Here is a 15689-nt window from a genome sequence, read left to right on the forward strand (position 1 = left end):
GCTTCCTCACCTTCTATGCACCTTCTATAGTATGTTTAGTATGCATATATGAAGAAAAAATATCCTAATAATTAGAGAGATAACGCCAGACTTATTACTATAAAGTTTTTGGTGCATATTTCATAAAGGCAGGTTGCAATTCTCATTAACATAAGAAAATAGTAACCTGCTTTTAACTTCAAGAATAGTGTAAATCCTTAAGTTGATGGATGTGGGGTACCGCCACATGCCCATCAAGCTAAGATTTTGAGATACCCCCCATGCCCATCAACTTAAGAAAATAGATTCACCCCAAAACGAAAAAATGAGCTTTTCTGTTAAAAGTTAGCACAAAATTTCGTTCTGGGGGTATTTGTTTTTCTTAGCTTGATAGCGATGTGTACCATCCCCAATTAATGCATTTTTTGGGTTCAGTTCATTATATTTTCTACTTTGTCTTTATACACAACATATTCTTTCCCATCCACTACTGCTACCACCGCAAATTCATCATTTGGATTGAATGAAAGCCAGTCAGCCCACATGCTTGTATTAGCACCTCCACTCCACATATGATGAACAGTGTTTTTAGTTAAATTCATAACTTTATAAGACGCATTTGGTGCATTTGTTCCAGTCTTTATTTCAAAAGTGTATGCGTTATGGATTTTTTTATAAAAGTAAAAAACGTTTGATGGACGAAGTAGATTCATAAAATCCTGTTCTTTCTTCTCTGCAATTTTTATGCCTTCTAGTAATGTGACAACATCTGTTCTTAATGTTTTCCAACTATCTTTAGCTGAATTCAAGTTAGGCTTTAAAAATTTATATCTATTTTGATCAGCTTTTTCATCAGCTTTATCAATATGCCCCAGTACGCCCGAATATTGAGAGTCTAAATCATCCCATTGTGTGGACATATAAGTAAGAGCAGTAATAGCACTATCAATCGTACTATGCATATCACTAATATTATGAAATGCAACTCCGACTACACGATTTAATGTAATTTTATAATCAACAGTTTTACGTAATTCTGCTAAAGCAGGCTCTAATCGACCTAAATTATCTCTAGCAGTACCTATCATTATGCCACCAGAAATAAGCGTGGGGATAAAAGGTATTTTCACCATTATTAATCCATCAGATTCTAATTTCTTATAATAGTTTACTTGTCCTAAAACTTCATCTAAACGCTTTTGATCAGTCTCCACATCAGCTCCTTGGTTTTTTAAAATCGATTGCAAGGTCTCTTTATGGCTTCCAAATACTCTAACATCTTCTCCAATAGCGTTTTTAAATTTAGTTAATTCTTCTATTAATGCTTTTGCAGACTTCTGGTTTCGTTGAATTCCCCCCCTTAAATCAGTAATCCCCTTTTTTAAAGTATCCCCATTTCCATTGTTGATCGCCTCTACTAATGTTTCATAATAATTTTCAAACTTTGTATCGTATTCAATAATGCCGGTCAATGTATCTAAAAGCTGTTTTTTTACTTTTGTATTCCATGTAACAGCATGTGCTCTTGCATTCTTTTGATCCTGTACAATTTTACTAGGTAAATCTGCATACCCATTAATAGAAATTCCTTCAAAACTCACATCCGGATTATTAATTAGCAAATAAGAATATTCATTCATAGCTTTTGCAAATAACCCAGCATCTTGTACAGTTTTTTTCATCTTTTCTTCATTTGCTGAAAGAGACATATCTCCAGTGTTCGTTTGTTCAGTTTCAATTGCAAAGGTTGCTACTGGTGTGACTGCATAGGTAGTTGTCATAATTAAAAATGCTGATACAGCCAGTATTTTATAAGTTTTTTTTTTCATCTTTTCTTATTCCTCCTGTATAGAGTATGATTTCAAGTCCTATTCTTATTAAAAGACGATGTAGTTGCATAGATTCGATATTATTAAGCGAATCTATATAAACTGTCCCCTATTAATCGATTCTGTTACAAATTTTTAAAAACAAGTAAACTACATGGCTATCTTTTTATTTGGATAAAACTTATATATAAGTGAAAGGCGAAGTCTTTAATGAGACTCCGCCTTTTTAATATATAAGGATTTATTAATTATCGCTTTACTGTTTAACAGTGTAATCATAGACTCTCTATGTTATGGTTCACTTTGCAACAGAATTAATATTTCCCTATTTTTGTGGAGTAACAGTTTCCACTTTTAATTCCTTTATCCCTTCTTTTAATGTAACAGCATCTGTTCTTAATGTTTTCCAACTGTCTTTCGCTGCATTTAAATTAGGTTTTAAGAATTTAAATTTATTTTGATCCGCTTTTTGAGCTGCATTCTCAATATGCCCTAGAACGCCCGAATATTGAGAATCTAAATCATGCCACTGCGTGGACATATAAGTAAGAGCGTTAATAGCATCATCTAGTGCCTTGTGCATTTCATTAATATTACTATAAGCAACTCCAACTACGCGATTTAATGTTACTTTATAATCCACGGTCTGACGTAATTCTGCTAATAAAGGCTCTAACTTACCTAAATTATCTCTTGCTACTCCCACTATAATACCGCCAATTATCGGTAGACCCAAAATAGCACCCTTCATTACATTAAACCCATCAGATTCTAATTGTTTATAATAGTTTACTGATCCTAATACTTCTTCTAGACGCTTTTGATCGGCTTCAACATCTGCACCTTGGTTTTTTAAAATCGACTGCAAGAGATCTTTATTGCTTCCAAATGCTCTAACATCTTGTCCAATAGAGTCTCTTAATTTAGTTAATTCTTCTATTAGTTGTTGTGCAACCTTTTGATTTTGTTGAATTTCACCTCGTAAATCTGTAATCCCTTCTTTTAAAGTTTCTCCATCCCCTGTATTAATCGCCTCTACCATTGTTTCATAATAATTATCAAATGTTGTATCATATTCAACAATACCAGTCAATGTATCTAAAAGCTGTTTTTTTACTTTTGTATCCCAAGTAACAGCATGTGCTCTTGCATTCTTTTGATCTTGTACAATTCTACCAGGTAAATCCACATATCCATTAATAGTAATTCCTTCAAAGTTCACATCTGGATTTTTAATTAACATATAAGAATAGGCATTCATAGATTTTGCAAATAAACCGGCCTTTTGCAAGGTCTCTTTCATTCTCGCTTCATTTGCAGAAAGAGCCGTATCTCCATTGTTCGTTTGTTCAATTTCACTTGCAAAAGTTGTTACTGGTGAAACTACATTAGCGGTTGTAATAGTTAATAACGTCGATACAGCGAGTAATTTGTAAGGGATTTTTTTTATCATTTCATTTTCCTCCAATTTAGGTTTTAATTTTCAGTTCTATTCCTGTTTAAAAGCAATATCTTTTGAAATGAATTCTGCATCTTTATGAATATCATTCCAACTTTCTTTAGCAGCTTTTAAATCATCCGGTATTAAAGAGAATTTGTGGTCTTGCATAGAATCGATATTATCCAGTAAATCTGTATAATTTGCGCCCATTGTATTCCATTGCTTTTGAATATTTGTTAGAGACAAGATCGCTTGATCTACAGTCTGATATAGATATGCCAATGTTTCTTTCGCGTTAGTAAGCGAAAGAACTGCTTGATTAGCACGATCTGCTTTCATACTTAATTCTCCGATTTTGTTAGAAATTTCGTTATAGGAGTCCATATGCTTAGATGCCGTGACACCCGCCGCAGTTCCTAGACCGATACCAGCTGCTCCAAGAGCTGAAAGTCCACCAACAACAGCTGGTGTTGCTGTACCACCAGTTACAACAATTACAACTGCTCCTCCAATAGCTGCAATAACTAAAATAGCTGCTCCCAATCCACCACCAATTGACCATGCTAATACATCATCAAAATGTTTTTTCTGAGTAGAACGAAGTTGCTCAATTTCAGCTTGAAGTTGCGGAATCGTTGCCTGTTGACCTGCTAATATTGCAGTTAATCCACCTTTGCCATCTGGACCACCAACATTATTTTTAAAATCTGTAGAATTTTGATATAGTTTCCCTTTGAAGTCTTGTAGCATCTTAATTACATCTGTAACCTCTTTTGAATTTGTATTAATTGTAGTAATTAAATCACTTATGCCCTCTTTTAGACCTGCCTTATCTTTCTTTTGTACAGTATCTACTAAAGTGTCGTAATAATTTTGAAATTGTTCATCGTAATTTACAATATTACGAGCTGTTTTTTGAATCTGTGGCTTCGCTTTATCTAACCAATAATTCGCATTGATTCGTGACAGTTCTTGATTAAGGTGAATATTTTTGAGCAACTCCCCTCCTTCTGATTCTAAATCGATATTAGATAAATTTACATTCGGTTGCTTAATCATTGTTTTTGCGTACAAATCCATTACAAGAATATGAGACCCTGTTTCAGCCAATGCTTTCTTCAGTCCCTCGGGACCTAAAGCATAATTGCCTACTTTTTGTTCTTGAGCGGTCGTTTCTTGTGCAAATGCATGAATAGTGTTACCAGTAGTAGCAGTTATAACCGTTGCCAGAGTGGCTAAAGTTAGCACTTTGAATGGGAATTTTTTCATAACTATTCTCCTTCTTTCGCTAGATTCTTATAATCTTTATAGTTTTTTCAAAAACGTAATATCAAAATTTATATACCTGTTCTTCAAGGTAACTTATTACATTTTTTAATTGTCTTAATGTATCTTTTTGAGACTGCTCGTTAGTTGCATCAACATTAGTAGATAATTTTGTAATGTTATTTTTTATTAGATCCAAATCTTCTTTATAGCGCTTTAGTAGGTCAAGTTCTACATCTACTTGATTTGCAAACGTATGCAAATCATTTTGTGAAATAAGAAGCATTGATTTTTGTAAATCTGCTATTGATAGTTTCGTTGTTAAATCATATATTTTTTGGTTTTGTTTCTCTAAGTCATCTAAATATGCTCGCTGCTCTGCTGTTAGTTTATTTACTTCTGCGAAGACACCAAATGTTTTCTTAATCTTTTCAGTATCAATGGCTTTCATCAGGTCATATTCTTGCGTTTTTGCGGCTGCAGCTGCAGCTATTTCACCTTGTTTGCTTTTCTCAATTGCTTCACGAGCTGCTTTTTTGGCCGATTCAATCTCTAGAGCAGTTTTACCTTGCTCTGTCGCTTCTTGCGCCGCTTTTTTCTCCGCTTCTAGAATAGAGTTGTTAATTTCTTTTCCTTTGTTATACGCTGCCATCCCTGCTTGAGCAGCCGGTTCAATAATTTCTTTTGAAAGACTATAAACTTCTTTGAATATAGCAAATCCCTGCTCATTTAAAGCTCCTGGTATTAATGCAATTTGTTGTAAATCATTTTGAATTGCTTTTTTGGTATTTAATATTTCATTTTTTAACTGATCTATTTTTCCTGTTCCATCTGTACCTAATATGCCTTGCGCAGTTGTCACATTAGTATCGAAATCTTTTAATTTTTTATCAAGCTGTAATTTAAGATCTGTTAATTCATTAATTTGTCGTTGCGCATTTTCTTGATTCGTCATAGCCATTTCTTGAAGAACTTCAAGTCTATCCGAAAACCCTTCTCTATCTTCTTTATTGTCTACATACGATTTTAATGTCGGGTAATAGCTATTAAATTTCGTTACAAATCCTTTACTTTTTGAATTTAATAGAATTAACTGTGGATAGAGTTCCGATGACCATTCCTTCATATCTTGTTTGATTAGGAATTGATTGTTATTTAAAGCTGGGACTTCCTCTAGCTGTACATTAGGACTCATTAAAGATTGATCAATATACGTTTGGATTAATTTAGATTGCGCACCTAATTTTCGTAATGATGAAGAAATATCCATGCTTTCCTGTTGATTTTCTGCTTGAACGATTGGTGCTGCGAGAGTATTGATAGGAATAGTTGCTCCCGTTACAATGGATGTTATTAAAAATCCTGTCATTATTTTATTTTTCATTCCGTACACTCCTTTACCATTGTTTTTTATAACTTGATTCATATAACTTGTACGCCCTAGCGCTAGGCTCTCTCCTTGCACACGCATGGGGAATGGGAAGTCTTTCGGATAGGGTGTTATCGTTATTATTTACTTCTAAGAGGATCTAAGGATTTTACTTCCCTCTCATTTAGATACTCTATTTTTCAAATAGTAAACGATAAAAATTCATCAGCTATATTTGAATTAGCTGCCCAATGAGTAGTAAAATATTATTTCCCCCTTAGAGCTGCTGTTTAACTTACAGATCCGTGAAGATAGATAACCATTGCTTCTAGAGTTAATCCTGTCATGACCTTTTTTTAATATCAATTTCATAATATGGTTTTTAGTTTTGTCAGCAATAGCCTTACAAGACTACAAAAGATGAAATTATACTGTACATTGCTTATACTTTTATTGCGGAATAAATTCACTTTTGCTATGTAGAAACTTAAAACCCATTTTTACAAAAATACTACTTTTGAGATTCTAAATACCTTAAAAATAAACTGATTATTAAGAAAATTATCCACAACATAATGTTACTTGCAAATTTAATAACCTCTATCTCTATTAGCTTGCTCTTCTCCCTTCTGTGTGGTCATACCAGTTATGTTGTTCATTAAAACATTAAATTTCCAATGCGTAAATAGCAAAATTTTGTCGATTGAGCTCGATAATTTAACTATTAAGTAAAAATACGAGTCTAATTAATTATACCAATATAATTAATTAGGAATTACAGCTCTGTAATTGTAATGATTACAAATTAAAGTGTATACGGTTAGTAAATAACCATTTTAGCTCAACCAAGCAATTTTATTTTAAAAAAAATACTTATAGAATAATTTAATAGGTTTTTTTATACTTTTTTCCTTTTATTTGGTTATGTATAATTGCATATAATATAGATATATCAAGTGATATATGTTATATTATTAAACTTTATGTAATAGTCCCTAATATCACTATTATTAAATACTTAACATGAAGATATTAATCTATAAACTTATTCCTCGTTATAACTATGGGTTTTAAAATATAAAAAAAGCCGCAAAGCTTTCTCGAGAAGAACCTTTGCAGCCTTCTGTTTTTTTATCTCCTTAGAAAAATAATGGATAGTGTACTCTTTAAAATTAACAACATGTTATAAATCTTACCCTTGTCCTTTGGCTTCACTAAATGTTTCATGGACTCTTCAAGATCTATTTGAATACATATTCCTTTTCTAGATCAATCACATACCCTTTCTAGAGTAAAAGAAACAGTATGCTCAAGTTTTAGAGTTACTTGCGCGTATATTAAAGTTTTTTCACAAGAAACTGATACTAAGCTTATATTACGGTATATTTTTCACGATACTGTCTAGGTGTCATGTTAGTTGATTTTTTAAAAACCCTTGTAAAATAACTTTGGTCGTTAAAATTAAGCCAAGCACAAATATCTGATAGTGGATATGTAGTGAGTGTTAATAATTTTTTTGCTTCTTCCACTCGTTCCCTTTGAATAAATTCACTTAAAGGAATTCCCACTTCTTTTTTAAATAATTTAGATAAATAAGTAGGCGTAATATCCAAATGATTAGCGAGTTCATTGAGAGATATTCCATCGTAAACATTTTTACTAATATGGTTCATACATGTAGTAACCGCATTTGAAAATTTTTGCGCATTGAATTCTTTCACTCGATCTGCAAAAGTACGTAAGGCATCTCCTGACAATCGCCTTACAGAGTCCACGTTCTCTAGTTGTTCCATGGTTTGGATATACAAAATACTAAGAGCAAAAGCAATGTCTGGTGGGAGATTACCTTCTATCGCATATCGAGTTGCTAAAGTAATCGCAATAATCCCATGGTTTTTTTGGTTTCTGAGTGGATCCGCTGTTAAAATTAATTCCGTATCTTCCTGCGAAACTGCATACATATATTGCAACAACTTCTTTTTATTTCCCTCTTTGATTGCTGAAAAATAATTATGTACTAATGCCATGTTGTGAGTTTTTGGTTTATTTTGTTGACGTTTTAAAATATATAGATCAGGTTTCACAATTTTATAGGGAACTTCCTCTAACACTTTATTTTTTTCTACCACAATATCAACATCTAACTTTTCATTGAAAATCATGTAATGCAATAAAATTCCCATATCAATTAAAGAAGTTTTTTTAACCTCAGGTAGGGATTGAAAATAGGTTAGTCTTTCTTGAATATTATCATTTGAGTTAAATTCTTTTCGAAGTTTAAAGGTTACATCATCCGATCCCTTTGGATGTATAGTGGGGCCAATTATTATAGTCCCTTTTATATAATCATGATTTTCTATATGAATTAGGATGAAATTTTCAAGATAACTGTTACATCTGAAAAGGGGCAAATTATAGGGATCATTTTCTTGATAAATGTCACTAAGATATTCTTCTTTAGAAGAATAAAAAGGACTACAAATATCCTCAGAATTAGAATGATATAAGATTTTTTTGTCTGTGGATAAAATGTGAACAGGTACATTAAAGGCTTTATGTGCGAGATCACACAAGTGTTGTATATCGATTGAATTATTCATTACCTTCTCCTCTTAATTAGATTACTGATAAATTTTTACATCGTTCCTGTATAGGTTCATAAATTATTTTCCGTCAGGTATAACTCACGACAAAATATTACTATAAAATATCAAATTAGTACAATTCACGACAAAATATTACTATATTTTTTTTATGAAAATCATATATTATTTATTTGTAAGTAGCATCTAAATATCAGAGTAGTTAGGAAAAGTGTGAAAGAAATAGATTCTTTTCTTATAATTTTCTAAACGACAATGAAATGAGCTGAGGTCGTTTCTTAATTCTCCAAGATCTAATCATAGAACTTGGGAAAACAGTGAAGAACCTACAAAATACAGAAACAAGGGATGATTGGAGTATACAACTCTAGTAAGTAATAGCTTCTTGCTAATCCTGCGAAAAATCTAGCCTTTGCGGATACATTGCCAGACGAACTAGAATATGCCCCAGGTACATTACAAATAGTAGGCTAAACAGTGACAGATACAATTCGATACAGACAAAAGTAAATTTAATGTAGGAAAAGAAAACGAAGAATTTTGGGATGTGACACATACAGAGTGGCATACAATGGTACTCCATGCGAGGGACAAGCTGGAAAAAAGATTAAAAATACAGTGAAAGTCCAAGGAGATACTGTATCACCGTAAGAACTAACAGCCAAAAATTCAATCACTTGGACAAACTGAGATTAAAAAAGTGGATGCTGCAAATTCGAATATAAAACTGATAAACTGCTGTATTCCAAATTTTTGACAAAGATAATAAAGAAGTCGAAAATTTAACAGCAGATGAAAATGATAAAGCTATTTCTGAACCACTGTACTTCGGAAAATTCACGTTGGAAGAAATTCAAGCACCAAATAGGTCTACGTTATTTAAAGATCTAATTGAGGGAAAGGTCTTATCATCAGTACAAAAATAAAAATAGAAAACACAAAAAGCGAATGGAATATTAAAAATACTGACGATATAGTGCCAACTATTTTTATCTAATTGGCACTATATTACTGGTCGCAACATTAGTTTTAGTTTCCGCAAAAGCGGAAGAAATAAATAGATTCAAAAATTATTAGGGATAGCAGCGGTGACACAACATATAAATATTTTTTTTATATGTTGTTAATCTTTGTAGTATCAATCTTTATGCTACCTAGCTTTATTACTCCATCACATAAACATATTATTTATTTTCTAAGTACAATGGCTATTACTTAACAAAAACAACACCTCTAATTAAGAGGTGCAGTCACATAGATCCAAATTAATAGTAGACATTAGACACTTATTTCACAGTAAATTGACCTCAAAATAATAGTTACTGCAATATCAGGATTTGTTTATTCTATAACAAAAGAAATGTCACTTAAGCATTCTTTGTATGCTACTTTTAATTAATATATATGACACCCTTAATTTTCCACTCTATTTTTAGTTAAGAATCAAAATACTGAAGCCAATGAAATTGTATTACATTGGCTTCAGTATTTCAGATTTAAAATTACGAATAAAAACAAAATAACGTTTAAACACCCTGTTTTCAATCGTGTGAAATTTAATCCTTATCGATACATATGACATTCACACGACCGCTAAAAACCCTTAAAAAGCAATCTGAGAGTCCGTTTTTTCTGATTAACAATCATTTTTTAAAAATTTATGTGAAAAATCAATATTTAGTAAATCTTATTATCCGAGACACAATTATTGCCGTAATCAAGATAATAATAGCGGTTATCAAGCCAGATTCTCCAATCCAAATCTCAGTTTGATACCCTGTACTTGCACGTGCGAAAGGTCCTTGAATAATGGCATTCCAAGTAGTATGGATGATAACCGAAGGCCAAACGCTACCTGTGATAAGTCGTAAATAAGCTGTAATATAACCAAATGGTACAATACAAAGATAGATACCAAGTACTGAAAGAACGACAGATGGTCCCTCTACATATAGACCAGCAATAACTATTGGAACATGCCACGTTGCCCAAATCAATCCACTAATAAGGATAGGCCGTGAAAACTCTGCATCGACTAGCCTTGTGAGCATATAACCTCGCCAACCCATTTCTTCTCCCAAAACTGGGATTAAGTTAAGCAAACTTCCGAAAATGCCGCTCAATACTACTAGATAAATGAAACTGAATGGTGCCGTTACATACTGAAGCCCAAGTAAATTGTAGATCGGTTCTAACATACCACCTTCGGGATGCTGAAACCCCGCAATTCCGCTCAACCAGGCGATAGAATAAGTAATTCCACAAATAATCATAGGGATTAGCAGAGCAAAACCAATCCCCTTCCATATCTTTAAGTTACCGAGACTAAAAGATACATCTTTAAACCCTTCTTTCAGTATTATGCGAGTCAAAATAGAAGAAATTGCCGGGGTAAACATATATACCACAATAAGCGGCATACTTTTCGTAATTATTACTACTACATTTAGGATAATTGAAGTAATGATTAAGATACTCAGAAAAAGTTGAAGTCCTACTTTAGCACGTTGGATTTTATCTTTATTGTGGAACGATTTTGCGTGTAATATCATTGTAATCCGCCCTTCCCCTATAATTCACTTGTTTATCGAATATACTTCTTGTCATTTCCACAGACACAACTTAGAATAAAAATATTTTTGTATACAAATTCATTCATCTTTAAAATCCCTCCCCAATTTATAATCTAGTCTTACTTACGACTCATCAATGTAATTATTATTTATAAGTTGTCATAGCCGATAGTACAAAAGTGTAATGATTAGTCTATGACCTGTGTCAATTAACCTTATGACAATATGTAACTAGAAAATATGATATGGGATAGATAACAATTGAATTAAGGCAATTGATTCGTGCAAGTACATGAATCAATCTTGCTTTTACAAATAATTCAATTGAGGTGGAAAAAATGAATAAGAAAAGAATAATTGCAATGGTTAGTACAGCTTTATTAGTCACAGGATGTGTAGAAGTAGGAAAGGCTCAAACAGTAGCAGTCGAAAATTCAGATCAATCAATCCAAAAAAATATAGTTAAATCCATACAATCACAGGCTTACCCATTAAAAACGATAGAGCCGTCAAAAAAATTTGAGGATTTAAAACCACTTAAGAAAATGATTGGGAGCGCACAATATGTAGGATTAGGAGAGACTACTCATGGAAGCTCTGAAATTTTCACTATGAAGTTTCGCCTTGTGAAATATTTGGTTACTGAGATGGGTTTTACAAATTTCACAATGGAAGAAGATTGGGGAAACGGCTTAAAACTAAATGAATATATCCAAACAGGAAAAGGAAACCCTAGGGAATTTTTAAATTATTTATATCCTACTGATGAAATTATAGCCATGATTGAGTGGATGAAAGATTATAATGCTAATCCATCCAATAAAAAAAAGATACAATTTATTGGGCTTGACTTAAAGGAGATGGACCAAGGTTGCTTTAATAAAGTAATTGATTATGTAAGGCTGCATCGACCAGATTTGCTGGCAGAAGTAGAAGAAAATTATAAAGAATTGTCGGCTTTTAATGGAAGTACAAAGGAATATATGGACCTCGCTCCTGAAATAAAAGAAAAGTTCAAAGCAAACGCTGAGAGAGTAGCCCAATTACTAAAAGATGAGAATGGGCAAGCCAACACAGAAATGGCTTCACCCGAGTACATCTGGGCGAAAGCAACGGCAAGTGCAATAGAGAAATATACAACAATGCTAATTCCTAACGACTATCCAAGTATGTTAAAGCTACATGAGCAATACTTGGCCGATCATGCAATGTGGGCACAAGAGACATTGGGTGGTAAAACGATGGTATGGGGACACAATATTCATATAGCTAAAGGAATTATCGATGAGGAATTATACCCTTATGCTGCAGGGCAGAATTTGAAGGAACGTTTAGACAATAATTATGTCACAATTGGCAGTACAACTACGGAAGGGAATTTCACCTTATACAACGACACCGGAGATAAGATTATAACAGATCCGATTCCACAAGATGTAAATAGTTTCAATTATACCCTCGGAAAAGTACCATATAAAATGTTTTTATTGGATAACCGTCACCTTAAAGGACCGGCAGAGAAATGGGTTAAAGCAAAAAGACCATTACTAAGTATAGGGGCACGACTCTTACCGAACCAATTGGCATACTTTGATAAGTCATTGCTTGAGCAATTTGATATTATTTTTCACATTCGAAAAACAAGTCCATCTCATATTAAATAAAGTGAAACTTTAATCAGTGGGGATTTTCTTCATCCCCCACTGATTATTAGTTGAACCAATCGGACTTTTATGGGCAGTTGATCCCCCACCTAAATTCTTTGCTTTTGCTGCATTTTCAGGTGGGGGTCTTACTGCCCATTAAAGCGGGATAAAAGTACAAAACAATCCCTTCTTGCATCTGCAAGAACGGGATTGTTTTATGGAGATTAATATAAGCATCTTTTTTAACCAGAAGTAGGTTACTCTCCCCTTTTTAGCATCATTTAGAAATGTCATATGACACTTTTACACTAGTGAGAATGACAAAAAAAGCAGTACAATTCGGTTATTACATAGATAGGAGCGATGAACTTTATGAAATCAAGATTCATCCAGAATGGTTATTTTTTATTGCTAACTTTCGTTACAGGATTGTTTTATTTTTGTTTTTATCTAATAGCACTGCTATTCAGTTTCACCCTTTCATTTACGGTAATTGGGATTCCACTAGTTATACGTGTACTACAGACTACTACACCTTTTATCCAATTCGAGCGCATACAGACGAAAATTTATACAGATATTTCAACAGACTCTTATGATAAAAGTATAACAATAGATACATCGAACTGGACTCAGGTGAAATTAGTGCTTACTGATCGTCGCACTTGGTCTGCTGTCTATTGGTTAATGCAGAAATTTGCGATTGGCATTTTTAGTCTCATTAGTGCAACCATTTTTTATGTAATGCCACTTATGTTCCTGTTAGCACCACTACTGTATCGCTACATTGAAATGAATATCATATTCATACAGATAGATACGTTTGCCAAGTCACTCTTTGTAATGTTTATGGGTATAGTATTTACCGCCATAAGTATTAGAATAGTAGATGGTTTAACAAAGAAAATCGGGGGCTATACACGTAGCATGATCCGGCAACTAAATCAATAGAAGTTTGCCTTCTGTAAAAGAATTGCAGTGTAAAATTAAAAAGTATAACAATGTATGAAGGATTAATTTATAATATAGGAAGTAAAAAGGTAGGCTACTTAGGGGGTAAATGACTTGTTAGATATGGTTAAGTATTGGTTTTGGTACGATTGGATTATGTTAGGAGTCCGTATACTTGTTAGTGTCTCTATCGCCATAGCCACATTAGATTTTCAGGATAGTTTAACATTGCCAATTTGGATTATTATTCTTTGGGAAATTATTGCCTTCTCTGTTCCATGGGTAGCCTTACTATTCAATTATAAATATTATTTGTTCACAGAAATACTGCTATATGGTGGACTGTGTATATATTTAACTTCTTTATTTCCGGGAGCTAACGTTACATTTCTTATATCGGTTTTTCTGATTGCTGCGAATAGTCAGCATTTGTCCTATTATTGGACAGCTCCAACAACAGTTTTTATAACAACTGGAATTTTCTATGCGGTTGCGCCAAGTAATAGCTATTGGATTATGGTTACCAACTATGGACTTGCTTATGTAATGGGCTTCGCTTTCCATTTATTAATCGTCAATCATAAGCAAAATGAAGCGATTCGTAAACAAAACGCGGTACTTGAGCAATATATGTCTCAGATTGAACGCATTACACTGGCAGAAGAACGGAACAGACTGTCGAGTGAGCTTCATGATACAGTTGGTCACGCTTATACTTCTATTATTATGGGGATGGAAACATTGCGTACCGAACTTGCTACTGAAATGGGTATACAGAGGCTAGATTCTCTGCTTGAAATGGGACGGAAAAGCATCGAGGACGTGAGAGGTTACCTACATCAAATGGATTCTCCGTGTCAATCGCCTTCCTTAATTCAATCTCTACAAAATCTTGGAGCCGAATTTCAGGAGCACGCTCAGGTAAATGTAAGTTTTAGGATATTCGGAGAGGAATATGAATTGTCTCGGCAAGCGAAGATAGCCTTCATTCGTTGCTTACAAGAGTCCCTTACGAATGCAGTACGTCATGGACAGGGAACTGAAATTATAGTTTCATTGCAGTTTGAACAACAATATACGAGATTAGAAGTTCAAGATAATGGAAAAGGAAATGTAGAATGGCAGGAAGGCTTCGGTATGAATGCGATGAAAGAACGGGCAATGAACTTGCAAGGTCAATTGTCTGTATATACAAAGCCAGAGGAAGGAATGCTTGTTACATGTACCATACCACGACAAACTGAAATAAAAGATGGACTTATTCGTTTATTAATTGTAGACGATCAGCCATTTGTTCGAGAAAGTTTGAGGACACTACTCGATAGATATGAAGATTTAAATGTAGTCGGTTTGGCTGAGGATGGCAATCAAGCCATCGATTTGTGTGGGCGCCTTCAACCCCATGTTATACTTATGGATTTAGATATGCAGCACATGGATGGAGTCGAAGCAACCAAAAAGATTAAGCAACAATGGCCACATATCCGCGTATTGATCTTTACAACGTTTCAGGATACCGAACAGGCGTTAGAATCGCTTCGCAACGGTGCGGATGGTTTCTTACTTAAATCTATTGAAACGTTGGAGCTAGCTAATACGATACGTCTTATTCACAAAGGTGGGACACTAATTGATCAGGGAATGTCTCACAAAATATTTGAGAAGTTTGATGTGCAAAAAGAGACACCACAATCAAAAGCAACCGCTTATGAGCTAACAGCTAGGGAGATAGAAATATTGCAGCTAGTAGCAAAAGGCCTTCGATACACTACCATAGCATCAAGGTTATATTTATCGAGTGGTACGGTCAGAAATTATGCTTCCACAGCTTATACAAAGCTAGGAGTCCGTAACAAAGAAGAAGCTGTTCAAAAGGCTCTAGAAATTGGAATTATTGAATAACAAAATGTTTCGCGGTGTATAAAAATGAGCAACTGTAACAGAGTAAATAAGGCCCGTTATCGTATAAGTAAATGTTAAAACACTTACTGTTTTGTCATAATAAAATTATTGAATCTTATCCTATAAAATA

Annotated in this window: 10 protein-coding genes; 4 read left to right on the forward strand and 6 right to left on the reverse strand. The window is 33.6% G+C overall.

The annotated features are described in order from the left end of the window. Positions 1–410: 410 nt before the first annotated feature. From hblB to ACU8YW_RS16120, 5 genes are all read right to left on the reverse strand, one after another. Positions 411–1808 carry a hemolysin BL regulatory component HblB gene (gene hblB / locus ACU8YW_RS16100; RefSeq protein WP_446893971.1) on the reverse strand — a complete coding sequence of 466 codons (1398 nt, stop codon included), beginning with the start codon at positions 1806–1808 and terminating at the stop codon, positions 411–413. Positions 1809–2133: 325 nt separating this feature from the next. Next, a complete protein-coding gene (hblA, locus tag ACU8YW_RS16105; protein WP_000591974.1) occupies positions 2134–3261 on the reverse strand; it encodes a hemolysin BL binding component B in 1128 nt (375 codons plus the stop codon). 36 nt (positions 3262–3297) lie between these two features. Beyond that, on the reverse strand, positions 3298–4518 hold the full coding sequence (gene hblD / locus ACU8YW_RS16110) for a hemolytic enterotoxin HBL lytic component L1 (RefSeq protein WP_426934006.1): 1221 nt from the start codon (positions 4516–4518) through the stop codon (positions 3298–3300). Between the two features lie 61 nt (positions 4519–4579). After that, a complete protein-coding gene (hblC, locus tag ACU8YW_RS16115; protein WP_426934007.1) occupies positions 4580–5899 on the reverse strand; it encodes a hemolytic enterotoxin HBL lytic component L2 in 1320 nt (439 codons plus the stop codon). Positions 5900–7254: 1355 nt separating this feature from the next. Then, positions 7255–8484 (reverse strand): helix-turn-helix domain-containing protein, encoded by a 1230-nt coding sequence (locus ACU8YW_RS16120; RefSeq protein ID WP_088063998.1) that lies wholly within the window; start codon positions 8482–8484, stop codon positions 7255–7257. Between the two features lie 752 nt (positions 8485–9236). Between ACU8YW_RS16120 and ACU8YW_RS16125 the strand changes: the two genes are divergently transcribed. Beyond that, the gene (locus ACU8YW_RS16125) at positions 9237–9413 is read left to right on the forward strand and encodes a SpaA isopeptide-forming pilin-related protein (protein ID WP_179211924.1); all 177 of its coding nucleotides are present in this window, start codon (positions 9237–9239) and stop codon (positions 9411–9413) included. Positions 9414–10157: 744 nt separating this feature from the next. On the opposite strand, the gene ACU8YW_RS16130 is transcribed toward ACU8YW_RS16125, so the two are convergent. After that, positions 10158–11039, reverse strand: coding sequence for a CPBP family intramembrane glutamic endopeptidase (locus ACU8YW_RS16130; RefSeq protein WP_098134408.1), 882 nt, complete (start codon positions 11037–11039; stop codon positions 10158–10160). A gap of 359 nt (positions 11040–11398) precedes the next feature. On the opposite strand from ACU8YW_RS16130, the gene ACU8YW_RS16135 reads away from it, so the two are divergent. From ACU8YW_RS16135 to ACU8YW_RS16145, 3 genes are all read left to right on the forward strand, one after another. After that, positions 11399–12724 (forward strand): erythromycin esterase family protein, encoded by a 1326-nt coding sequence (locus ACU8YW_RS16135; protein ID WP_097907658.1) that lies wholly within the window; start codon positions 11399–11401, stop codon positions 12722–12724. A gap of 354 nt (positions 12725–13078) precedes the next feature. Next, positions 13079–13657 carry a sensor domain-containing protein gene (locus tag ACU8YW_RS16140; protein ID WP_098134406.1) on the forward strand — a complete coding sequence of 193 codons (579 nt, stop codon included), beginning with the start codon at positions 13079–13081 and terminating at the stop codon, positions 13655–13657. 114 nt (positions 13658–13771) lie between these two features. Beyond that, a complete protein-coding gene (locus tag ACU8YW_RS16145; RefSeq protein ID WP_446893972.1) occupies positions 13772–15559 on the forward strand; it encodes a response regulator in 1788 nt (595 codons plus the stop codon). The last annotated feature ends 130 nt before the right edge of the window (positions 15560–15689 follow it).

It is taken from the genome of Bacillus pretiosus, from assembly GCF_052947655.1.